Below are 22,852 nucleotides of genomic sequence, written 5' to 3'. Positions count from 1 at the left end.
GCCGATAGTTCACTATTCGCTGCGTTTTACGCCTAACTCAGTCAATTTTTCGCTCTTTTTTCTGTCGCGCCCTACTCATGCAAGGCGCTCATAATGTTAAGTCTCTGACATATGAGGGTGGCGCATGAATGAAAACGTTTGGAAACCGAAAATGAAGTTTTTACACGGTATCACTTGGCTACTGCTGTTTCAGCTGGCCGGTGAGGTGTTGGCCATTTTATTTAATTGGCCGGTGCCCGGTCCGGTGATCGGGATGATGTTGTTGTTTGTTGCACTGCTATGGCGAGGGCAAAGCTCCGACGCCTTGGATGAAGTCTCCGACGGGTTGTTGAGCCATTTGTCGTTGCTGTTTGTACCGGCCGGCGTTGGAATCATGGTGTATTTTCACCGCATCGCCAGTGAGTGGCTGCCCATTGGGTTGACGCTGTTGTTCAGCACGGTGATTACGATGGTGACAACCGCCTGGGTGATGCAGTGGATGCAGCGTCGATGGACGAATAAAGGAGGCGCAGATGGCAGAAAATGATTTGACCTACCTTTGGGTGTATCTGTCGGCCTCTCCGTTAACCGGCCTTACAATGACGCTGGTCGCGTACAGCTTGGCTTTGATGTTGTACCAACGCATGAACCGAAATGTACTGTTGCACCCGGTTATTACCGCCATCGCATTGTTGATTGCGTTTTTAACCCTGTCTGATATGGATTACCAAGCCTATTTCGAAGGCGGGCAGTTTATACACTTCCTCTTGGGGCCGGCTACGGTCGCATTGGCGGTTCCGCTTTATAAACAGTTTCCCAAGCTTAAAAAACTCTGGTTGCCAGTGTCGTTTGGCTTGTTGGCCGGTGTGTTAATGGGGGCGTTCAGTTCCATTGCGATCGCACATGTTTCCGGAGCAAGCTTGGAAACCCTGTTGTCGTTGGCACCGAAGTCGGTCACGGTACCGATTGCGATGGGGATTTCCGAAAAAATCGGCGGCCTACCCTCTTTAACGGCGGTGCTGGTGGTGGTCACCGGTATTTTGGGTGCGGTGATCGGGGTCAAAGTTTTTCAATGGTTGGGCATTCATGACGACAGCATCAAGGGGGTGGCGATGGGTGTGACGGCACATGGTATCGGTACCGCGCGTAGCTTTCAGATCAGTTCAGAAATGGGTGCTTTTTCCGGCTTGGCCATGGCGCTTTCGGCGGTGCTGACGGCGATTATCCTACCGACACTGGTGCCTTTACTTCACTGGACGGGGGTGTTTTGACATCGTTTTTCATTCCAAAACACCGATTACCGAGTTGGCTCAAATAATCGGGTTATGGCTGGCTTTTCTGGTGTGTTAAGCCGGTTCGGGGTATCATACGGAGTTATTAGATAATAAAAAAATGGATATTCCCCGTGGTAGAAATGACAAGTCGTAAAGGTGTCCGACAGTCGCTTGGACCAGTGAGCCTTGTGGCTCAAACGATGTGGCTTCTTGTCATCTCATTGATGTTCGTTTCATCGACGGCTTTTGCAGAAAATGAAGGGGCGAAAGCGGCGAAACTTGAAAAAGTGGTCGTCAAACTCAAATGGCGGCACCAATTTCAGTTTGCCGGTTATTACGCCGCACAAAAACAAGGTTACTACCGTGACGAAGGGTTGAGCGTTGAGTTACAACCTCGTGACCCGTTGGAAAATAACATTGAGCAGGTGCTGAACGGCAAAGGGCAATACGGTGTTTCCGACAGTATTCTGTTGTTGTATCAAGCCCGTCAAAAACCTATTGTTATCGTCGCGCCGATTTTTCAGCATTCCCCGCAAGTTTTGTTTACGCTTAAATCGTCCGGGTTGGATAGCCCATATAAACTGAAAGACAAAATCGTGGCTTTTTACAAAAAAGACACCGATGGTTTGCCAATTTTGGCCATGTTGGAAGAGCTCGGTGTCCAACCGGTGATGGATCGAGCGATTCTCGATAAGTCACCGGCTATGCTGGTACGAAAAGAAGTGGATGCTTATTCCGGTTACTTGGCGAATGAAGCTTATTTTTTCAAGAAAAACAACGTTCCCTATAATGTCATCAACCCGATGAACTTTGGTATTGACCTGTATGGCGATATGCTCTTCACCACTCAGAAAGAAGTACAAAACCATCCTGGCCGTGTGGCCAAAATGCGACGTGCCACGATTAAAGGCTGGCGTTATGCGATGGCGCATAAGGAGGAAATGGCACGCTATATACAGAAACAGTACGGAGTGAAGAAATCTTTCCAGCACTTGATGTTTGAGGCGAATGTCATCCAGGAAATGATGGATTTGAACAATGTGCCGATTGGTACCTTGAATAAGGGACGATTGCGTTTTATCGCCGATTTGTTTCGAAAGCAAGGGCTGTTGAAGGGGCATGTCGATTTGCAGAAGGGCATTTATCATCCTGAAGCTCAAGCGTTGCAGCTGACGCAACGGGAAAAAGATTGGATCAAGCAGCATCCTGTCATTCGCTTGGGGATTGACCGTTCTTACGGCCCGATTGAGTTTGTGAACGAACAAGGGGTGTATGCCGGTATTACCCCAGAATTTTTAGCGTTTGTTTCTCAGCGCACCGGTCTGGAATTCAAGCCATCTTTACATTTAAGTTGGCCGGAAACGATTGCAGCGTTTAAAGCGCATAAATTGGATGTGTTGCCAGCGGTGATTGAAACCGAAGACCGTAAAACGTACATGGACTTCACTCAAGCGTACCTGAAATTTCCGATGGTGGTGGCGACACGGGATGGAGTGCCTTACATTGCCAATTTCAAGCAACTTCAAGGTAAAAAAATTGCCGTGGTCAAAAACTATGCGGCCCATGAAACCGTGCACAGTGTTTTTCCAGAGATGACGTTAAAGTTGGTTAACAACGCCAAGCAAGGGCTGGAGGCCGTGGCCAATGGAGAGGCTTTTGGCTATGTGGATAATGTGGCGGTCATTGGTTATCACATCAAAAAATACGGTTTGACCAATTTGCAGATTTCCGGTGAAATGCCGTTCCACGCCAATATCGCGATGGGCGTTCGTCAGGACTGGCCAGAGTTGTTAAGCATTTTCCATAAGGTCTTACAGCAAATACCAAAGCAACGTTACCTTGAAATGACCAATAGCTGGTTACAAGTGAACTATAAAAAAGAGTATAGCTGGTCGCAGTTAATACTGATTTTAACGCCGGTTTTGCTGTTGTTGGCCGTGTTTATCTTTTTTAATCGAAAGTTGCGCCTGACCCAGGAAAAGCTTCGCGCTTCCAATGAAAAACTGTCGGTTTTGTCGGTGACGGATCATTTAACCGGTATTTATAACCGTCAATATCTGGACCAGGTTCTGGATGCCGAAGTGGAACGTGTTGAGCGTTATCACTCGAAACTGAGCCTAGTGATGATGGACCTGGATGATTTCAAGCGGGTCAATGATACGTTTGGTCATTTAGTGGGCGATGAAGTGCTGATTAAAAGTGTGGAAACCATTCATCATCTGGTACGAAAAACCGATACATTCGGGCGCTGGGGCGGCGAAGAATTCATTTTAATTTGTCCGGAAACGGATTTGCATCAAGCTTCGCAACTGGCTGAAAAAGTGCGTGCCGCCATTGAAGCCACTGAATTTTCTCATGACATCCATTTGACCTTCAGCCTCGGCGTGGCGCAATATCAAGTCGGGGAGTCGGTCAATGAATGCATTGACCGGGCGGACCGTAATCTTTACCACGCCAAGCGCAATGGCAAAAATCAAGTCTCGGCATCGGACACCTGATTCGATTTGAATTAGGTTTTCTTTTCCACCGTCGCGCTTAATTTTTGATACACCCCGAGTCCGACAATCAACACCACCGCTGCAATAATGAGGCTTGTCGGATACACCAGTAGCGTGATGTCTTGAATGCCGGCTTTGAAAATGAACACCAAGCCTTCGATGCCCACGGCAATGGACAGAATGACAATCACTTTTGTGATGGTTTGACGCGCTTCCACCGGCGAACGCAATTCTTTATTACGGAAGACTTCTTCCTCAATCATGTATTTGGCGACGTCGATAATCGCGACTGAAATCACCGTGGCGCCGACCGCCTGTAACATCATCGACACAAATTCACCGTCCAGCAGGTTGTCGTTGCCCAGCTCGGACAACACTTCGTAAACCGACCATCCGATGGTGGTAAATGCCATGCCAAACAACACTAATGCCGCAGCGGAATAGCTGACAATAATGACCCCTTCAAAAAACTTTCTCCTTGGCCGCGTTTGATCATCCTTAACTTGAATATTGAGTCAGAAATAGCCTAGAACTCGTTTGAACGATCAGTTTTTGGGACGTGAAAAGATGTGCGTGGAACCGTCGCAAACCGTTTCAGGCTTTTACGCGCATGGGCGTGGTTCAGTGCGTGTGACAAGGTTTGTGTAATGTGACGAATTTTTCTAGTTGTCATTGTCGCCTCCTTTGCGTGGTGGCTTGGATAAAAGATTCTACGCCTTGTAGAGAGGGTTAAGATTATTTTTATTTTGAATCAACACCTTAACGTTTGCCATCAGGTTATGTCAAATCGCATGTCTGAGTTGGAAACGGTCGGTTTTGATGACAGCCTTAGCAGACTTCGCTATCATGCACGTTTTGAAACCTGAACCATGAAAGCGTCAATGAGCGTATGAAAAAACGAATACATAAACGTGCCCGTCATGCAGGGCCGCCTACTCAAAAGCCACCCGCTCAACCGGGTGTTGTCCGTATTATTGGTGGAGATTGGCGGGGGCGAAAATTACCGGTTTTGAATGCACAGGGTCTGCGCCCGACATCCGACCGAGTTCGAGAAACCCTGTTTAATTGGTTGCAGTTTGAAATGGCCGGTGCGCGATGCTTGGATGTGTTTGCCGGCTCCGGTGGACTTGGGTTTGAAGCCCTGTCTCGTGGGGCGGGGGCGGTGACGTTTTTGGAGTTGTCTGAACCCAATGCACATCAGCTCAAACAAAATGTGGCCACCTTGAAAGCCGATAACGCCGAGGTGATTCAAACGGACAGCCTGGTTTGGCTGGCGCAGCCTGCCGCACAACCGTTTGATGTGGTGTTTTTGGATCCTCCGTTTCATCAAGGTTTGATGCAAGCCGCTGTGGACCGTTTGTTTACGGGGCATTATCTGAAAAATCACCAGGCCTGGTTGTATTTGGAGCAGGAGAAAACCTTGGACTGGCCGAACCTGCCGGAAGGGTGGGAGTGTTATCGCGAGAAGACCACTTCTGAAGTCCGGTACGGTTTATTTTGTGTATCCGCATATTAAAGAAATGTTTAGATAAGCTTTGGGGCCTGGGTTAGAATGAAACCATAAGGGGTTACCACCCTAGTCTGTAACTCGCTATGGACGGTGATTCAACCCATAGGCATGGATTCAAGAGGGCTCAATTGAATGCAGGTGTCGTTCAAACGTTATGCTTTGTCATTGTTCGCGATAGGGATGACCTTGCTTTCGCTGACGGTGAGTGCCCACCCTACATTCCAACAGTTTTTTAATGCCAGCAGTTCTGTCATGATGTTGATAGAGCCTGGTAGCGGGAAAATTGTGGAAGCCAATACCGCCGCGGCCAAGTTTTATGGCTATTCCATTCCGCAACTTCAGCGGATGACCATTCAACAAATCAATCAATTGACCCCGGAACAGGTAGCGGAAGAACGCCGCTTGGCCAAATCGGAAGGTCGTAATTCTTTTATTTTCCGACACAAACTCGCGAATGGCAAGATTCGTACGGTTGAAGTACATTCCGAATCCTATGAGTTCAAAGGGCGAATGTTACTGTTGTCCACCATTCATGATATGACCCCTTTGCGCGAAAAGAACGAAGATTTTTGGCATTACCAGACTCAGCTTGAAAAAATGGTCGATGAGCAACGACGGGAACTGGAAGCCGCTTATGAGCGTCAGACCTGGATTCTGGTGGCGGGCATTTTGATTCAATCGGTGTTGATTCTGTTATTGCTAGGGTTAATGCACCGTCGTCAAAAATTGCAAAAATCCTTGAACAATGTGGCCAGCATGTTAACCAATATCATGAATTCCGCCACAGGGGTGGGCATTATTGCTACCGATACCCGGGGGGTGATTACCGCCTTTAACCATGGCGCCGAACAATTGTTGGGATACCGAGCCGATGAGGTTGTCGGAAAAACCACCCCCGTCAAGTTTCATGACAAAGCAGAAATTAAAGCACAACAAGCCTATCTGTCCAAGCAGTATGGGCATTCAATGGACGGCTTTTCGGTATTTGTCGAGCAGCTGGAGGGGAGTCGTCACCGTCAAAGTGAGTGGACTTATATTCGCAAGGATGGTTCCCGTCTGACGGTTAGTTTGTATGCGTCGAATATTTTGAACAAAGCCGGTGAGGTCGTGGGGTATCTGGGGTTGGCGCAGGATGTCTCCGAGCTGAAACGTTCGCAAGCGGCGCTGGAAAATGCTCGAAATGAGTTGAAGGCGACACTGGATGCCTTACCGGATTTATTATTCGAAGTCGATTTGAATGGCATTATTTACAGTTACCATTCAGCGGAGTCTGATCATTTATATATGTCGCCGGAGGCTTTTTTAAATAAGAAAATCAATGATGTGCTGCCTGAAAAGCCGGCGATTGTGATTATGACCGCCTTGCATAATGCGAATAAGTCAGGCAATTCGTTTGGGTTGCAGTATGCGTTGGATTTTGAAGACGGGCGTCGTTATTACGAATTATCCGTCTCTCGAAAAAACTCACAGGATGCGGTTGAGGTTCCTGAGTTTGTGGTTTTAATCCGTGATATTTCCCAGCGCAAACGTCAAGAGTATCAACTGAGGGAAAAAGATCAACGTCTTAATTTGATTTTAGAAGCCAGTCACATCGGTCAATGGGATTGGGACATCGTCAATGACGTCATGATTTGGGATGCACGTGCTTATGCAATGCTTGGTTTCAAAAAGGATGCTTTTCAACTCAGTTTTGAAACGTGGCGGCAGATGTTGCATCCGGATGACTGTCATGCCGTTGAGCGCTTACAAGCGCACTTGAAAGACAAAGATTTTTACAGTGTGGAATACCGCCTGAGTACCCACGACGGCGGCTGGGCTTGGATAGAATCGCGCGGGCAAGTGGTGGCTCGTGACGACAACGGATCCCCGACTCGAATGGTCGGTATGCATATGGATATCTCCGATCGTAAAGTCGCAGAAGATTTGATTGCGCAGAATGAAGAACGTCTGAGAACCATTTTTGAAATTCTGCCAATTGGCATTACGTTGACGGATCGGACAGGGCGAATTTTAGAGTGTAATTCGGCTTCTGAAAAGTTACTGGGACTGACGTATGAGGAGCATACGGAACGACATTACGACGATGAACGTTGGCAAATTTACCGGGACGATGGTACGCTTATGCCGCCGGAAGAGTATGCCAGTGTCCGTGCTTTACGGGATCACACAGCCATCAAGAACCAGGTGATGGAAGTACGGCATCCGAAAGGCAGTACTTGGCTGAATGTGAATGCCACACCACTGGATCACCCTCAATATGGTTTGGTGGTCAGTTATGTGGATATTTCCGATATGCGCGCTGCCGAAGCGCGTCTGAACTTAGCGGCCAGTGTGTTCACTCATGCCAGGGAAGGGATTACCATCACCGATAAAAACGGCCGTATTATTGATGTCAACCGAGGTTTTACCTTGATTACTGGCTATGAGCGCGATGAGGTCATCGGCCAAAACCCGAACATTCTCAGTTCCGGTCGTCAGCCGCCAGAGTTTTACAATACCATGTGGAAAACCCTGTTTGAGAAGGGGCATTGGACCGGTGAAATGTGGAACCGTCACAAAGACGGTTCCATTTATGCTCAAATCATTACCATTAGTGCCATTCAGGATGCGAAAGGCGCTATCCAAAATTATGTGGGCCTCTTTACCGACATCACGTCATTGAAAGAACAGCAGCAACAGTTGGAGCACATCGCTCACTATGACGTCTTAACGCAACTGCCAAATCGAACCTTATTAGCCGATCGTTTGAATCAGGCCATGTTTATCATTAAACGGCGCGGTGGATATTTGGCCGTGTTGTTTATCGATTTGGATCAATTCAAAGCCATTAACGATTCTTTTGGACACGATGCCGGGGATGATTTGCTGGTGGAAGTCTCCAAACGGATGCGAGCGGCTCTGAGAGAAGAAGATACGTTATCGCGCATCGGGGGGGATGAATTTGTCGCGGTACTGACCAATCTGGAATCGCTCAACGATTGTGAAGATGTTTTGCAACGTCTCTTGAAAGCCGCTTCCGACCCGGTGCATGTTCAGGGGCATACTTTAACGGTGTCCGCCAGTATTGGCGTGACCTTTTATCCAGAAGACCAGGGTGATCCGGATCAGTTGATGCGGCACGCCGACCAGGCCATGTATCAAGCCAAGCAGGAAGGTAAAAATCGTTATCATTATTTTGATGTCAGCCATGACTCCATGGTCAAATCGCAAAGCCGTATTCAGCAGGAAATCGCTAAAGCCATTACCGAAAACCAGCTGGTGCTGGATTACCAGCCAAAAGTGAATATCAAGAAAGGCCATGTTATTGGTGCCGAGGCTTTAGTTCGCTGGCAACACCCGGATCACGGGCTTTTAATGCCGGAGGATTTTTTACCGAATATTGAGGGGTTGCCTTTGAGCATCGAACTGGATAAATGGGTGTTAAAAAAGGCCTTGAAGCAACTGAATGACTGGCATGAGCAGGGGCTCAGCTTTAATGTGAGCGTTAATATCGGCGCTTACTTCATTCAGCACCGCGACTTTATGGAAACCTTGCGCGACTATGTTTCGCAATACCCCGCATTACCGGCCTTTTCGCTGGAAATTGAAATTCTGGAAACCAGTGCTTTGGAAGACGTCGTGAATGTCAGTTTGTTGATTCGCGAGTGCCGCGAGTTGGGTGTGAACTTTGCATTGGATGATTTCGGAACCGGGTATTCCTCCCTGACCTATCTGCGTCATTTACCGGCGCAAATGATTAAAATTGATCAAACCTTTATTCGTGATATGTTGGAAGACCCGGATGACCGCGCCATCGTGGACGGAATCCTTAAGTTAGCGCAGGCCTTTGGGAGAGAGGTGATTGCCGAGGGCGTGGAAACCGAAGCGCATTTCGAGGCGTTATTGGAAATGGGGTGTGAATTGGTCCAAGGTTTTGCCATTGCCAAACCGATGTCTGCGGAAGCCTTGCCGGAATGGGCATCGGAATGGGAGGCGTCTCCGGAATGCCAACAGCCATAATTGGCGGATTGGGCATGGAACCCAAAACGCATCTCAAGTAGAATAGGCGTCATTCATTATTCCCAAAAGAGTGAAACTATGTCGATCACAGCGGTTTACCCTGGTACTTTCGATCCGATTACCTGCGGACATTTCGATTTGATTGAGCGGGCCGCGCGATTTTACGACCGCCTGGTCATTGCTGTGGCCGACAATCGCAATAAAACGTCACTGTTTTCGCTGGAACAGCGTGTGGCTTTGGCCAAAGAAGTGACCTCCGGCATGGATAATGTCGAGATCATCGGTTTCAGCGGCCTATTGGTGGACTTTGTGCGTGAAATTGACGGCAATGTCTTGTTGCGTGGTTTGCGCGCTGTGTCCGATTTTGAGTATGAGTTCCAGCTGGCCTCGATGAATCGTAAACTGGCACCGGAAGTGGAAACCATGTTTATGACGCCGGCGGAGCAGTATGCGTTTATTTCGTCCAGCTTAGTCCGTGAGATTTCCGCCCTGGGTGGGGATGTGTCGGAGTTCGTGCATCCGGTCGTTGCGCAGGCGCTTGACGAAGCCGGGCAATGATGTTTTGAATACCGCCAGGCCTGGCGGTATTCAATAAATGCAATAGATGACTTTCTTTCCGGCCTGAGTGTTGGGTTAGTCGTGCCGTTTGTCGGGTTCGGTTTTTCGGTGCCAAAGACCGTTTTCCTTCACCATTTCGTATTTGGCCCAGCGTGCAAATTCCTGGCGCGTGACGCAATCACTGGTTTTTCGTTCCTGCCCGGCAATTTGTTTGAAAATGACAAAGTCTTTGTCAGGGTCATCGCTTTCGGATTCATCCACCACTTGACGCATTGACCAATCCCGTCCAATTAATCCGTTACTGTAAACGCCGCCCAGTCGAATTTCCGATGGCGTCAGGTGTGTGTTCGGTGTGCCGACCAGCTCCAAAATACGGTGTAAGTCGTATTCATTGATATCCACAAATGAATCGATTTCTTTCAGGGCATTTAAAAAATCTGCATGCGAAAAGCTCTCTTCTTTTGAAGGAGAGGGAACGTTTTGCTGTTGGTGCAGGTAAGCCGGATAACGGCGCCAATAAAAGAAAGCGTTAAAGAGGAGGGCAATGGTCAGAATGGAAAGCACATTAGCCAATACCGGCGTCCATAAAAAATCATACCCCAATGCCTGAATACTTTCGCCACCGACAACAGCGGTCAAGGCCGTGGCGCCGCCCGGTGGGTGGATGCATTTTAGATAATACATGGCGGTGATGGCTCCTCCAACGGCAAGGCTGGCGGCGAGTATGGGGGGCTCGATCAGCAGGGCGCAACTGACGCCGATAAACGCCGAAATCAGGTTGCCGCCAATGACGGGCCAGGGCTGAGATAGCGGCCCATGGGGGACCGCGAACAGCAAGACAGCGGAAGCCCCCATGGAGGCAACAACGGCATAAGAGTCGTGTAACGTCAGGAAATGGTGGCTGATAAAGAGAATCGCGAGAATGGCGAGAAACCCGCCAAGCCCTGAGATGAGTTTTTCGGAATGGCTGCTGGAGACGTCACGTATGCCGAGATACTGTCGAAGCGTCGACGTCATTTTCGTCCATTTTAAGTTGGCTTGTGAATGTTTCGGGGAAAGGCTATCCATCATCTTCCTTGAGTAAGATAGAGCTATGTTGTGTGGGTTCTGGGGCTATCTTAACACGATGACAGGAGACGGTTGTACCCTTGAAATGCCGAACGGTTATTGTTTGATTCGATAATTTAAGGCTTTGAGCGTTGCGGTTGGTGAAGGGCTGGATTATAATGCCTCGTTATGTACTTAAAGTTATAAAGAAGGGCACGATATTTTGAACACATCCAATCTTCCCGAACAGCTTGTGCAATCTTTTTTGATGGGCAGTAAGCAGTCCCGATCCGGGCAGCGCCGTTTGGAGTTGTTGAACAAAATTGAGTCGCTGGGTTCTTTGTCGGCGGCGGCAAAAGCCTGTGGGATGAGTTACAAAGGTGCCTGGCAGGCCATCGAAGCCATGAATCAGTTGGCCGAAGAGCCGTTGGTGCACACTCAAAAAGGCGGTGCCGGGGGCGGCGGAATGGTGTTGACCCAAGCCGGCGAAGCGTTACTGGCGGCCTATCGATTATTCAATGAGCAGATGCAACATTGGATGCGGGAGCTGGAGGCGATGTCGCCGACCATGCTCAGTCAACTAGAACTAATGAGGAAGATTTCCATGAAGACCAGTGCACGAAATTTATTCCACGGAACCGTGACCGAAATTGAAAAAGGGGCGGTGAATTGTGAGGTGACTCTGTCGGTGGGGCAAGGTAACGAAGTGATTGCGCAGATTACGTTGGACAGTCTGGAACGGTTGGGGCTGGAGGTCGGTTCGGATGCCTATGCCTTAATTAAAGCCAGTTGGGTGATTTTGACCGAAGACCTGAATGGCGCGGTAAAAACCAGCGCGCGGAATCAGTTTTGCGGTGTGGTCACCAAACTGGATGAAGGCGCCGTGAACAGTGACGTTTCCATTCAACTGGAAGGGGAGCAAATGATTTCGGCCATCGTGACAAACCAGAGTGTCGAAAATTTGGGGCTGGCCGTGGGAGCAAGATGTTGCGCCTTGGTCAAAGCCAGCCATGTCTTATTGGCGGTTTCCGACTGAGGTCGGTTTTTTTTGATTTATCGGTATGTATAAAACGTAATATGTACTAACTGTAATATTGATTAACGATCATAACGGAGTGACTGTATGAAAAATGTGATTCGTACCCTGGCCTTGGCTGTGGGTGTTTTGAGTGCCTCTATGGCGTATGCGGAAACGGCTAAGATTGCGGTGGCGGCCAATTTCACCAAAACCATCGAAGAGATCGGCAAGGTGTTTGAAAAGGAAACCGGTCATCAGGTGAAATTCTCTTTCGGCCCGACCGGTAAACTCTATGCCCAAATTAAAAACGGCGCGCCTTTCGATGCCTTCTTCGGTGCGGATGAACGTCGCCCGAAAAAAACCATTGACGACGGGATTGGCATCGCCAACAGTTATTTTGTTTATGCACAAGGTCAAATCGTACTGTACAGTGCGAAACTGCCGGTGAAAAATAGCCCGATTGAGGTATTGAAAGCCAAAAAATACAATCACTTGGCGGTGGCGAACCCGAAAACCGCTCCTTATGGCGAACGTGCGGTCGCTTTCTTGAAAAAAGAAGGGTTGTATCAGGACGTGAAGTCGAAGATTGTGAACGGTGAAAGCATCGCGCATGCATTCCAGTATGTCGTCACCGGCAATGCTGAAATCGGTTTCATTGCCATGTCGCAAGTGGTGGACCCGCAAAGTCCAGTGTACAAAAAGGGTCAATATTGGGTGGTGCCACAATCCGATTATAAGCCAATTAACCAAGGCGCTTTATTGACGAAGCGAGGTGAGAAGAATGCGGCCGCCAAAGCGTTTATGGAATTTATCAAAACGCCAAAAGCCATCGAGATCATCAAACGGTATGGCTATAACGTGAGCTAAGTTACAATAGCCTAATAGCCTTTATCTGAAAAAAACGACCAGGCCTGGTCGTTTTTTTATGGGAATGGAAAAGAGATATCATGTTGGAAATTTTCGGTACGGAAATCAATTTACAACCCATTTGGTTGACGCTGGAAGTGGCTAGCCTGACGACCATTGTGTTGTTGGTCTTGGGCACCCCTTTGGCTTGGTGGATGGCGCAAATGCGTTCGTCCAATAAAGTCTTTCTGGAAGCTCTGGTGGCTTTGCCTTTGGTGTTGCCGCCAACGGTGCTGGGGTTTTATCTTCTGATTCTGTTCAATCCAAATGGAACTGTGACCGAAGTGTTGCGTTGGTTCGGTTTTGAAGGGCAGTTGACCTTCAGCAAAACCGGCTTGGTCATCGGGTCGGTGTTGTATTCATTACCGTTTGCGATTCAGCCGTTAATGCACGCTTTTGAAAACATTCCACATCGTTTGCTGGATGCGGCGGCGACGTTACGTGCTTCATTTCTGGACCGTTTCTGGACCATCGTATTGCCGCTGTCGCGCCGGGGGATTCTGGTGGCTGCCACTTTGTCGTTTGCGCATACGGTGGGCGAGTTTGGTGTGGTGCTGATGGTGGGTGGCAATATCCCAGGCGAAACCCGCATGGTGTCGATTGATATTTTCGATCACGTGGAAAGTCTGGAATATGATCAGGCGCACATTTTGTCGGCGATGATGTTGATTTTCGCGTTGAGTGTGCTGATGCTGGTGTACGGTTTAAATCGTCGTTTCGGTGTGAAGGTAGGATAAGATGAGTGATATAGAAGCGCTGATGAAAGGCGATTTGACGCTGGATCTGGGCAGTTTTCGTCTGGACTCCGGCCCGTTTGAAATTCCGCTGCAGGGCGTGACGGTATTGTTCGGTCGTTCCGGCAGCGGCAAAAGCACCTTGTTACGCGCCATCAGCGGGCTGGATAAACGCACCGAAGGGCGCCTCACCGTGAATGGCGAAGTCTGGCAGGATGAAACGAACGTTTTGCCGACGCAAAAGCGTCATATCGGGTTCGTATTTCAAGATGCCGCCTTATTTCCGCACATGACCGTACGACAAAATCTAATGTACGGTGTCAAACGTTTGCCGAAAGACATCACGCCGGAAGATTTTGACGACATTGTTCAGCGCGTTGGTATTGCCGACAAGCTGGATCGAGCCGTGACGTTTTTGTCTGGTGGCGAACGTCAACGAGTGGCGATTGCCCGTGCGTTGTTGATGCGCCCGAAGCTGTTATGTATGGATGAACCGTTATCGGCACTGGACTGGCGTGCCAAAGCGGAGATGCTGACGCTGATTGAAGAATTGGTGGCGGCTTACCGTCTGCCGGTGCTTTATATCACCCATGCGCCGGCCGAAGTGGAACGCTTGGCGGACCGAGTATTGTTTATGCAGGCCGGACAAGTGGAAACCATTGAGACTTTGCAGCAAGCGCTGTCGCGCCCGGATTCTCCACTGTTTGACGAGCAGGGAGCCGTTTCGGTATTGCAGGCCAGCCCGTTGCCATTGCAGGACGGTCTGCAACCCGCCCGCTTGGGAGAGCAGGAAACCATTTGGTTGTCGGGTCCCATACCGGCGAGCAAAAAAACGATTCGGGTACGGGTGCTGGCGCGGGATGTCAGTTTGGCACTGTCCGACCCGAAAGACCTGAGCATCATTAACCATTTCTCGGCGGAAGTGACGGAGTTGATTCCCCAGGGCCAGCATCGCTTATTGGTGCGGTTGCGCTTATCGGACGGGCAAAATCTGTTTTCGGAAGTAACGCAGCACTCGGCGCAACGGCTGGAGATTCGGCCAGGCCTGGCGGTTTTTGCCTTAATCAAATCTGTGGCCGTGACGGAGTAATGCAGATGACACTGGGCAAAAAAGTCTGGCTGGCGACCTTTTTCGGAGCGCTCATTGGCCTGCTGGGCGGCCTGATCGGCTTGGGCGGAGCTGAGTTCCGTCTGCCGGTGCTGGTGGCAGTGTTCAGCTTGCCGACGCTGGAAGCCATCATTCTTAACAAAGCCATGAGTTTGATTGTCGTGGTGACCTCCATTTTTTCACGCGGGTTCAGTGTTCCGTTTGACAGTTTGTTACCCCATTGGTCGGTCGTGATGAACCTCTTGGCTGGGAGTCTTGTGGGGGCTTGGTATGCTGCGGGGTATGTGATACGCCTGGCACCGAAAATGCTGAACCGAGTGGTCTTTATGCTGTTGATTACGTTGGCGGTGGTCATGCTCTGGGAACATTGGGCACCGCTCGGTGACGCTGGGCAACCGATGTTTCACCAGGCCTGGTTACAAACGCTAGTCGGCATTTTTGCGGGGCTGCTAGTTGGCATTGTCGCCGCTGTGCTGGGAGTTGCCGGTGGCGAACTGCTGATTCCGATTATTGTAATATTATGGGGCCTTGACATTAAAACAGCTGGTAGTCTATCACTGTTGGTGAGCCTGCCAACCATGCTGGTGGGGTTTTATCGTTATAGTCGGGCCGAAGCCTTCCTCGCACTGCGGCGCGAGCGCGATCTGCTGATATGGATGACCATCGGTTCCATCGCCGGAGCCATTGCTGGAGGGGCCATGCTCGGCTGGGTACCCGCGCAAAGTTTAGGATTATTATTAGCCGTATTGCTTTTCTTGTCTGCTTGGAAGGTATTCAAGCATTAGCACTCCTTTTCCTTTATAAGCTGCGAAGTTATAACCATTTCATGTGAAATATTTCCTTCAGCCCGGACAGGATGAATGTCGGTAGCGCGGCGATAAACAGCGCCATTAGCAGGTGCTGAGGGTCCAGCGGCGTGGTGCCAAGCGCTAAGTTGCCGAACGGTGTGTACACCATTAATAATGACAGACCGGCCGAACCGCCTACCGCCCACAGCAGCAGATGATTGCTAAAGGGATTGCGGTGATAAAGCGTGGTGAAGGTTCGTGCGTCGAATACATGCACCAGCTGACCGAAAATCAACGTCATGAAGGCCAGTGTCTGTGCGTATTCCAGCGTTAGGTTCAGATTGAGGGCATACATAAACATTGCGAAGGCCAGGCCGCCCATCATTAAGCCGCGAGTAATGATGCGCGCGCCCAGATTGTCGGCGAAGAAACTTTCGTTCCCGGCCCGCGGTTTACGCTTCATGACGTCGCCTTCCGCTTCGTCAATCCCCAGAGCTAAAGAGGGTATTCCATCGCTGATGAGGTTGATCCACAAGATCATTAGGGGGGCTAACGTTAACAGCGGCTCGCCGGTGAGGATTAGAAACGCGAATAGAATAGCGGAAGTTTCCCCGACGTTGGTCGTGAGGTCCTGACGGATGAATTTTAAAATGTTGTCGTAAATGCGGCGGCCTTCTTGCACGGCATGGACGATGGTGGCGAAGTTGTCGTCCAGCAAAATCAGGTCGGCGGATTCTTTCGCGACGCCGGTGCCGGTGATGCCCATGGCGATACCGATGTCGGCCTTGCGCAACGCCGGAGAATCGTTCACGCCGTCACCGGTCATGGCGACGACTTCGCCGTTGGCTTGCAAGGCCTTGACGATGCGCAGCTTGTGTTCCGGCGTCACCCGGGCGAAGACCGATGTTTTCGGTGCGAGTTGTTGTAGTTCTTCATCACTGATTTGGTTCAATTCGGCACCGGTCATCACCAGTTCGTCGTCCGAATCGATGATGTCCATTTGACGGGCGATGGCTTGAGCGGTGATGGCGTGGTCACCGGTGATCATCGCCACGCGGATGCCTGCGGAATGACATTCTTTGACTGCTTGGGTGGCTTCGGGGCGGGGCGGGTCGATAATGCCGTGAATGCCGGTAATGATGAGGCGGTTTTCCAGCGCTTCCGGTGGTTGTTCGACTTCTTCCGGGCTGAGAGGGCGATAAGCCACCGCCAGAGTGCGCAACGCTTGGGAACCGAACTCGTGGATGACATCGTCGATCAGGTTGGGGTTACTGACGATGTCGCGATGTTGGTCGTCGTATTCAATGACTTTGGCGTGTTTGAGAATGACGTCCGGCGCGCCTTTGACGATGAGGGTATGGTTGCCGTCCGCATCACGAACGATGACGCTCATCATCTTGCGTTTGGGGTCGAACGGGTGGGCCGAGACACGTTGATGGGTTTGCATCAAGGTGTCTTTGTCGATGCCGGCCTTGGCGGCGGCCACTAAAATGGCCCCTTCGGTGGGGACCCCTTGAATTCGATATTTTCCGTTTTCTTCCAGTAAGGTGGTGTCGTTGCAGAGCGCGGACATTTCCAGCATGCGATTGAGATGAAAATGGTGTTTCGGCGTTCGAACATGTCCGTTGAGGTCTGTGTAGTCGCCGGTCGGGTCGTAGCCTTGCCCGCTGATTCGGTAATACTCGCCCGCCGCCCAGACACTGACGGTTTGCATTTTATTTTGCGTTAAGGTGCCGGTTTTGTCGGAGCAAATGACCGAGGTGGACCCCAATGTTTCCACTGAGGCCAGTTGTTTGGTCAGGGCCTTATTGTGCATCATTTGTTTGGCGCCCAATGTCAGAACAATGGTCACGACGGTGACCAGTCCTTCCGGGATGGCGGCCACAGCCAGTGAGATACTGGTATTGACCATGCCGCCAGGGTCGAGTCCTTTCAGCAGGCCGATGCCGACGATGACGGCGACGATGAACAGGGCGGCCCATATCAAAGTGTGCGACAGCTTGGTGATGCGGTTCTGGAGCGGTGTCAGTCGATTGTCGGTGCTTTGCATCAAGCGGGCAATTTTGCCGACCTCGGTGTTCATGCCGGTGGCGGTGACCACGGCCAAGCCATGACCGTGATTGATTGAGGTGCTCATAAACACCATATTGACTTGGTCGCCCAGTGTTGGGTTGGTCTCGGTAAGGGCTTCAGTCTTTTTATGAATCAAATCCGATTCGCCGGTCAGCGGTGCTTCGTCGACTTCCAAACGGGTGATGTCGATTAGGCGACCGTCGGCGGGAACGATATCGCCGGTTTGTAGTTTAATGAGGTCACCGGGCACCAGCTCGGCGGCGGAGGCTTCTTGCCATTTCCGCTCCCGGCGAACCATGCATTGAGGAGCGGACATGTCTTTGAGAGCGTCAATGGATTTTTGTGCCTTAAGCTCTTGAAAAAACGTAATCAGGGCATTGATGAGGATGATGATGGTGATGGCGATGGCATCGACCGTATGTCCGGTGTAGAAGGACAAGAGCGCGCCGAATGCTAGGATCACCAATAACGGGTTTTTCAGCTGTTTCAAGAATAAATGAAACGGTGAAATGTTTTTGGTCTGAGTGAGGCTGTTCGGGCCGAAGGTGTGTTGGCGTTCGGCAATATGTTTGTCGGAAAGGCCGTCTTCGGGGTGTGTGTCCAGTTGTTTAAGAACGTCGTCGGGCGTTTTTTGAAACCAGTTCATCTTAAACCTCTTGAAAGGAGCGCTAGCGGGCAGAATGTTTTTAACTGTCTTTTATTCTGACACAAACGCTCGAGGCTTTTAAGGGATTATTCAGCGATTATGCGTAACCAATAGAAATGGCGCTTGGATGACTTCGCCATTTTCTTGTGTGGCGATGACCGTCAGTTGCCAGTCCATGCGGTCATTCGTGCAGAAAGCCAGCATGGATTTGCCTTCATAAAACCCCGGTTGGCCGGGTAGCGGGAAGAGGGTGACGCGGTTATAACCCATGTACATGTTCAAACCGGAAATATCGAGCTCGACTTTACTGGCGAAGATATTGTCCAGTTTGACGCGAACGGTCAGTGTTCGTGCCACTCGAATCGGTTTTGGGCGAATGTCGATGGTGATGTTTTGCTTTTCATGACGGGTTTGACAAGCGGATTGATGCAGTTCGCACGCCTCGTTTAAGGGCCATTGTTCGATGTTGGAGGGCGAAGACGAGTCGCAACTGGAGAGCCATAGCACCAGCGAAACGGCTCCGACGGTCAGCCAGGTCGAAAACATGCGGGTTGTTGAGGAAAAGGTGTTCATAATGTCCGAGTCGGAATCGAATGCGCCTACAGTTAATGAAGATATGGAGCTATATTAGAGGCTTTTTTTTATACGCTCAAGTCGCTTTTGAACGGTTAAAGATCACGCTCATGTTATCTTCAGGGTTGTGCATTACTTTTGACAGTGTTCGCAGAAGTAAGCGGCACGTTGATTCAGAACCGTTTTTTGCACTGGGTAACCACAACTTGGGCAAGGTTGCTTGTCGCGGCCGTATACATGTAATTTTTGTTCGAAGTACCCAGGTTGGCCGCTTGGGCTCAGAAAGTCTTTCAAGGTCGTACCGCCTTGTTCAATGGCGGCGGCAAGCACCTGCTTAATGTTTTTAACCAATTGTTCCGCTTCCTCTCGGGTCACGCCGTGCGCAGGTCGTGTTGGGTGAAGGCGGCTTAAAAACAGGGCTTCGTTGGCGTAGATGTTACCGACACCGACCACCACGGCATTGGTCATAATGAAGGTTTTGATGGCCACTTTTCGATTCTTGGCTTTTTGCAGCAGCCATTCGGCGTTGAACTCGTCCGTTAAAGGTTCCGGTCCCAGCGTTTTAAACAAGTTGTGTTCTTCGGGCGGGGCTTCTGTCCAAAGCCAACAGCCAAACCGGCGTGGATCGTGATAACGCAGCAGATAACCGTTATCCAGAATCAGGTCGATGTGATCGTGTTTAACCGGAGGGTGGTCGTGCGGTAAAACCCGTAAGTTGCCGGACATGCCGAGGTGAATGATCAGGTGGCCGCGTTCGGTTTCTAATAACAGGTATTTGGCGCGGCGTTGAATGGCCGTAATCACCAGGCCTGGTAATTTTTCGGGCAACGTCGTATCCACCGGCCAGCGCAGGCGTGCATCGCGAATGATTATCTCACGGATGGTTTGCTGTTCGACATTTGGCTGAATGCCGCGTTTAGTGGTTTCGACTTCCGGTAATTCTGGCATGTTTCTTTCTTGGGGGTTGATGTGCGTTTGAGGGTGTCAATATTCTAATGCAGTGAATGTAAAAAGCCAGCTTTTGACTCCTCATAACTTAAATTTTCCTGACAATGGCCGATAATATTATTAGCACAAGGGAAAAAACAAAAAACCTTCTCTAGGAGGTGAATAAAATGAACACACAAGATTACTACATGGATTGCGACGAACTCGGGTATTGTGTCTCCAATACCGAGGGCGTCGTCGCAAGTTTCAGCTTGATTGAAGACGCCTATAATGCCTTGCGTGAATTTCAGTCCAAGGATTTTCCGGAAAACTGGGCCAAAGTGCCGCCGGCTATACGGGAAGCCAAACGTCGTTTGTATGGCACCGTTTCCTGACTGGCATTCGATGCAGACGCGATTGCGCGCGCTGGGTGAATTTATTCTAAATTAATCTCTTTTAAAATAGGGTAAATTTTTTATAATGATGGCAAACACTATAATAATGGTTTGCACTCGCTATGCCCCTTCGTTCCCTTTGGATGTTCGCTCTCTTCGTGTGCCTGGCTTTTTCTGCCAAGGCCTTCTCTCAAACATTGGCGCCAATTACCGTTCAGATTAACTGGAATCATCAGTTTCAATTTGCCGGGTTCTATGCGGCGGTCAAGCAGGGCTACTACCGTGACGCCGGCCTGGACGTGACGATTAAAAGTTGGCGTCCTGGCATGAATATGGCCAGCGAAGTCGTTAGTGGGCGAGCCGATTTTGCGACGGCTTACAGTTCGGTAATTGTCGATTACGCGAAAGGGGATCCGATCAAGTTGGTGATGAGCTCTTTCCAGTTTTCACCCATGGTGCTGTTGGCCCATCGTCCGATTGAAGAGCTCAAAGACATGAGCGGCATGAACGTCATGCATTTCACTAACCTGCAAATTCAAAGCCTCATTAATAAAGCCAATACGGTGACCGAAAAACCGTTGAAATCGATTCCGCCGTCCGGCGATTTAAATGATTTTATCGATCATCGGGTCGACTTGTATGGCGCTTACATGACCAATGAACCCTTTCGTCTTCAACAGAAAGGCATCCCTTATTATGCGGTGGATCCGAAAACCTTTGGGGTGCAAAGTTATGGCGACTTGCTTATCACCTCGGAGCGGTTTGCTCACCGTCATCCGAAATTGGTGCAGCGCTTTAAGGAGACCACCATTCGAGGGTGGCGTTATGCGCTGCAACACCAAGCCGAGGTGGTGGATGATATTTTGGCGCACTATCCGGTGGTGAAGTCGCGGGAAGCGTTGCTCAATGAAGCCAAGGTGACGGTGCATTATGTGAAATCCGGTTTGACGCCGATTGGGACGATTGAACCGGCCAAACTGCTGGCAACGGCGGCCGAGGCCAAAGAAGTTGGGTTGATTTCACCGTCTGTTTTCAACCGCTTGGATATGAACGATTTTATTTTCAATGCGTCCAATTATGTGTTCACACCGGAAGAATTGGCGTATATCGAAGCGCATCCTGTGGTGTATTTAGCCAATGATATTGATTGGGGACCGTTTGAATTTATTGACTCGAAAGGGCGTTATCAAGGCATTGCGGCCGACTATTTTCGACTGTTATCGCAAAAAACCGGGTTGCGTTTTCGGGTGGATCAAACGCGGCCCTGGGCAGAGGTTTTAAAACTGGCGCAGGAGGGCGAATACGATGCGTTTTCCTGTGCGGTGGCGACACCGGAACGTTCGCAGTATATGACATTTACAAAGCCGTATTTGTCGTTCCCTATGGTGTTGGTGGGGCAAAAAGAGTTGTCGGTGATTCCGGACTACGAGCAGTTGAATGGTCACACAGTGGCGGTGGTGAAGGGCTATTGGTCGCATGAAACGCTGGCCAAAAATTATCCGAAGATTAAATTGTTGCTGGTGAACTCGGTGAAAGAAGGTTTGGAAGCCGTGATTGATGGACGCGCCATGGTGTACTCCGGAAACCTAGGGGCCATCAATTACGCCATTAACCAGTATGGTTTGACCGGGATTCATGTGATCGGGCAATCCGAGCACCGCTTTGAACTCGCCGTTGGGGTGCGTAAAGACAAACCGGTTTTGTTCAGTATTCTGCAAAAAGGCCTGGCTTCAATTACGGAGGAGGAGCGCCGGAAAGTATTCAACCATTGGATTCAGTTGGAAATGGTGAATCGCATGGATACGCGTCAGCTACTTGAAGTGGCTTTGGTTATCACGGCAGTGGTATTGATCATGTTGTTTTTGGTGATGTTTTACCGTTATCAAAAAAACAAACAACAGGTCTACATCAATCAGATTCATGAACTGACGTATGCGACTTTAATTGACTTGGAAACCTTAACCTTTAATTGGGTGAGCGACTCTTTCTGTCGTTTGACCGAGTATACCAAGCTGGAGCTTTTGGGGCGTTCTTATTTAACGCTTGTAGCACATGACCTACCAAAAAGCCGACAGGAGTATATTCAGAGATGGGTGTTGGATGGCCGAACCTGGCAAGGCGAAATGGAAGGGAAAACCGCCAGTGGAAACCCTTATTGGGTGGAGCTGACCTTGACGCCGGTGCGTAATATTTGGGGGCGGGTGTATCAAGTTTGGGCTACGCGGGTCAATATTTCCGACCGCAAACGTATTGAACAGATTTCCATTACCGATGATTTGACGGAATTGTATAATCGACGTTATTTTAACCAAATATTTGAGCGAGAGCTGAAGCAATCTCAGCGCGGTGAAGAGCCCTTATCGGTGGCCATGATCGACATCGACTTTTTCAAAAAAATCAATGACCGTTACGGTCATCAGAAAGGCGATGAAGTGCTGAAACAAGTTGCCGGTTTGTTGAAGCAACATTTTGCGCGTGAGACCGATTTTATTTTCCGGATGGGGGGCGAGGAATTCTTCGTCCTGGCCAGTTTTGATTCACGGGAAACATTCCAGAAGCACCTTGAAGACCTTTGTCACCATGTCGAAGGGTTGGGTATTCTGAATGAAAGCTCGAAGCATGGCTTGTTGACGATTTCGGTGGGAGCGGCATTTTTACCGCCGGATGAGATGGTTGGCTCCGATGGCGTTTACCATTTGGTGGACGAAGCTTTGTATGAGGCAAAGCAACAAGGGCGTAATCAAGTGGTGATGGTCAAAGCCCGTTCGACTTCCGGAATCGTTTAAGACGCCGTTTTACAGGCATAAAAAAACCCAGCC

General features: G+C 49.7%; 18 protein-coding genes. 13 read left to right on the top strand and 5 right to left on the bottom strand.

What is annotated here, in order from left to right:
• The first annotated feature begins 124 nt into the window (after positions 1 to 124).
• The 3 genes from AC0KH7_RS10185 to AC0KH7_RS10175 all read left to right on the top strand — a co-directional run bounded on the left by AC0KH7_RS10185 (position 125) and on the right by AC0KH7_RS10175 (position 3,751).
• Positions 125 to 526, top strand: coding sequence for a CidA/LrgA family protein (locus AC0KH7_RS10185; RefSeq protein WP_472373088.1), 402 nt, complete (start codon positions 125 to 127; stop codon positions 524 to 526).
• Positions 513 to 1,250 (top strand): LrgB family protein, encoded by a 738-nt coding sequence (locus tag AC0KH7_RS10180; RefSeq protein WP_472373086.1) that lies wholly within the window; start codon positions 513 to 515, stop codon positions 1,248 to 1,250. Before AC0KH7_RS10185 ends, AC0KH7_RS10180 begins: the two co-directional genes overlap by 14 nt.
• Before the next feature lie 143 nt (positions 1,251 to 1,393).
• Positions 1,394 to 3,751 carry a transporter substrate-binding domain-containing diguanylate cyclase gene (locus AC0KH7_RS10175; protein WP_472373798.1) on the top strand — a complete coding sequence of 786 codons (2,358 nt, stop codon included), beginning with the start codon at positions 1,394 to 1,396 and terminating at the stop codon, positions 3,749 to 3,751.
• 11 nt (positions 3,752 to 3,762) lie between these two features.
• On the opposite strand, the gene AC0KH7_RS10170 is transcribed toward AC0KH7_RS10175, so the two are convergent.
• The gene (locus tag AC0KH7_RS10170) at positions 3,763 to 4,164 is read right to left on the bottom strand and encodes a hypothetical protein (RefSeq protein ID WP_472373084.1); all 402 of its coding nucleotides are present in this window, start codon (positions 4,162 to 4,164) and stop codon (positions 3,763 to 3,765) included.
• Positions 4,165 to 4,640: 476 nt separating this feature from the next.
• On the opposite strand from AC0KH7_RS10170, the gene rsmD reads away from it, so the two are divergent.
• The 3 genes from rsmD to coaD all read left to right on the top strand — a co-directional run bounded on the left by rsmD (position 4,641) and on the right by coaD (position 9,818).
• Positions 4,641 to 5,267, top strand: a complete 627-nt coding sequence (gene rsmD / locus AC0KH7_RS10165) for a 16S rRNA (guanine(966)-N(2))-methyltransferase RsmD (RefSeq protein WP_472373082.1) — start codon at positions 4,641 to 4,643, stop codon at positions 5,265 to 5,267.
• Between the two features lie 126 nt (positions 5,268 to 5,393).
• Complete coding sequence (locus AC0KH7_RS10160) at positions 5,394 to 9,260, top strand: PAS domain S-box protein (RefSeq protein ID WP_472373080.1); 3,867 nt, start codon at positions 5,394 to 5,396, stop codon at positions 9,258 to 9,260.
• Between the two features lie 78 nt (positions 9,261 to 9,338).
• On the top strand, positions 9,339 to 9,818 hold the full coding sequence (gene coaD, locus AC0KH7_RS10155) for a pantetheine-phosphate adenylyltransferase (protein ID WP_472373078.1): 480 nt from the start codon (positions 9,339 to 9,341) through the stop codon (positions 9,816 to 9,818).
• Between the two features lie 75 nt (positions 9,819 to 9,893).
• Here the strand turns inward: coaD and AC0KH7_RS10150 are convergent, their stop codons facing one another.
• Positions 9,894 to 10,835, bottom strand: a complete 942-nt coding sequence (locus AC0KH7_RS10150) for an HPP family protein (RefSeq protein WP_472373076.1) — start codon at positions 10,833 to 10,835, stop codon at positions 9,894 to 9,896.
• A 253-nt stretch (positions 10,836 to 11,088) separates the two neighbouring features.
• Between AC0KH7_RS10150 and AC0KH7_RS10145 the strand changes: the two genes are divergently transcribed.
• The 5 genes from AC0KH7_RS10145 to AC0KH7_RS10125 all read left to right on the top strand — a co-directional run bounded on the left by AC0KH7_RS10145 (position 11,089) and on the right by AC0KH7_RS10125 (position 15,416).
• Positions 11,089 to 11,901 (top strand): TOBE domain-containing protein, encoded by an 813-nt coding sequence (locus tag AC0KH7_RS10145; RefSeq protein ID WP_472373074.1) that lies wholly within the window; start codon positions 11,089 to 11,091, stop codon positions 11,899 to 11,901.
• 87 nt (positions 11,902 to 11,988) lie between these two features.
• The gene (modA, locus tag AC0KH7_RS10140) at positions 11,989 to 12,750 is read left to right on the top strand and encodes a molybdate ABC transporter substrate-binding protein (protein ID WP_472373072.1); all 762 of its coding nucleotides are present in this window, start codon (positions 11,989 to 11,991) and stop codon (positions 12,748 to 12,750) included.
• An 80-nt stretch (positions 12,751 to 12,830) separates the two neighbouring features.
• Positions 12,831 to 13,526 (top strand): molybdate ABC transporter permease subunit, encoded by a 696-nt coding sequence (gene modB / locus AC0KH7_RS10135; RefSeq protein ID WP_472373070.1) that lies wholly within the window; start codon positions 12,831 to 12,833, stop codon positions 13,524 to 13,526.
• A gap of 1 nt (position 13,527) precedes the next feature.
• The gene (gene modC / locus AC0KH7_RS10130; RefSeq protein WP_472373068.1) at positions 13,528 to 14,613 is read left to right on the top strand and encodes a molybdenum ABC transporter ATP-binding protein; all 1,086 of its coding nucleotides are present in this window, start codon (positions 13,528 to 13,530) and stop codon (positions 14,611 to 14,613) included.
• 5 nt (positions 14,614 to 14,618) lie between these two features.
• Complete coding sequence (locus AC0KH7_RS10125) at positions 14,619 to 15,416, top strand: TSUP family transporter (protein ID WP_472373066.1); 798 nt, start codon at positions 14,619 to 14,621, stop codon at positions 15,414 to 15,416.
• A 28-nt stretch (positions 15,417 to 15,444) separates the two neighbouring features.
• On the opposite strand, the gene AC0KH7_RS10120 is transcribed toward AC0KH7_RS10125, so the two are convergent.
• From AC0KH7_RS10120 to mutM, 3 genes are all read right to left on the bottom strand, one after another.
• Positions 15,445 to 18,138 carry a cation-translocating P-type ATPase gene (locus AC0KH7_RS10120; RefSeq protein ID WP_472373064.1) on the bottom strand — a complete coding sequence of 898 codons (2,694 nt, stop codon included), beginning with the start codon at positions 18,136 to 18,138 and terminating at the stop codon, positions 15,445 to 15,447.
• A 90-nt stretch (positions 18,139 to 18,228) separates the two neighbouring features.
• Positions 18,229 to 18,684 (bottom strand): hypothetical protein, encoded by a 456-nt coding sequence (locus AC0KH7_RS10115; RefSeq protein ID WP_472373062.1) that lies wholly within the window; start codon positions 18,682 to 18,684, stop codon positions 18,229 to 18,231.
• A gap of 159 nt (positions 18,685 to 18,843) precedes the next feature.
• Positions 18,844 to 19,659, bottom strand: a complete 816-nt coding sequence (mutM, locus tag AC0KH7_RS10110) for a bifunctional DNA-formamidopyrimidine glycosylase/DNA-(apurinic or apyrimidinic site) lyase (RefSeq protein WP_472373060.1) — start codon at positions 19,657 to 19,659, stop codon at positions 18,844 to 18,846.
• 167 nt (positions 19,660 to 19,826) lie between these two features.
• Here mutM and AC0KH7_RS10105 point away from each other — a divergent pair, with 167 nt between their 5' ends.
• The gene (locus AC0KH7_RS10105) at positions 19,827 to 20,033 is read left to right on the top strand and encodes a hypothetical protein (protein WP_472373058.1); all 207 of its coding nucleotides are present in this window, start codon (positions 19,827 to 19,829) and stop codon (positions 20,031 to 20,033) included.
• 122 nt (positions 20,034 to 20,155) lie between these two features.
• On the top strand, positions 20,156 to 22,819 hold the full coding sequence (locus AC0KH7_RS10100) for a diguanylate cyclase (RefSeq protein ID WP_472373056.1): 2,664 nt from the start codon (positions 20,156 to 20,158) through the stop codon (positions 22,817 to 22,819).
• The last annotated feature ends 33 nt before the right edge of the window (positions 22,820 to 22,852 follow it).

The sequence above is a fragment of the Hydrogenovibrio sp. genome (genome assembly GCF_965140365.1).
GTDB lineage: Bacteria > Pseudomonadota > Gammaproteobacteria > Thiomicrospirales > Thiomicrospiraceae > Hydrogenovibrio.
The sequence above is the reverse complement of the archived record's forward strand: the minus strand, read 5'-3'. Positions and strand labels throughout refer to the sequence as shown.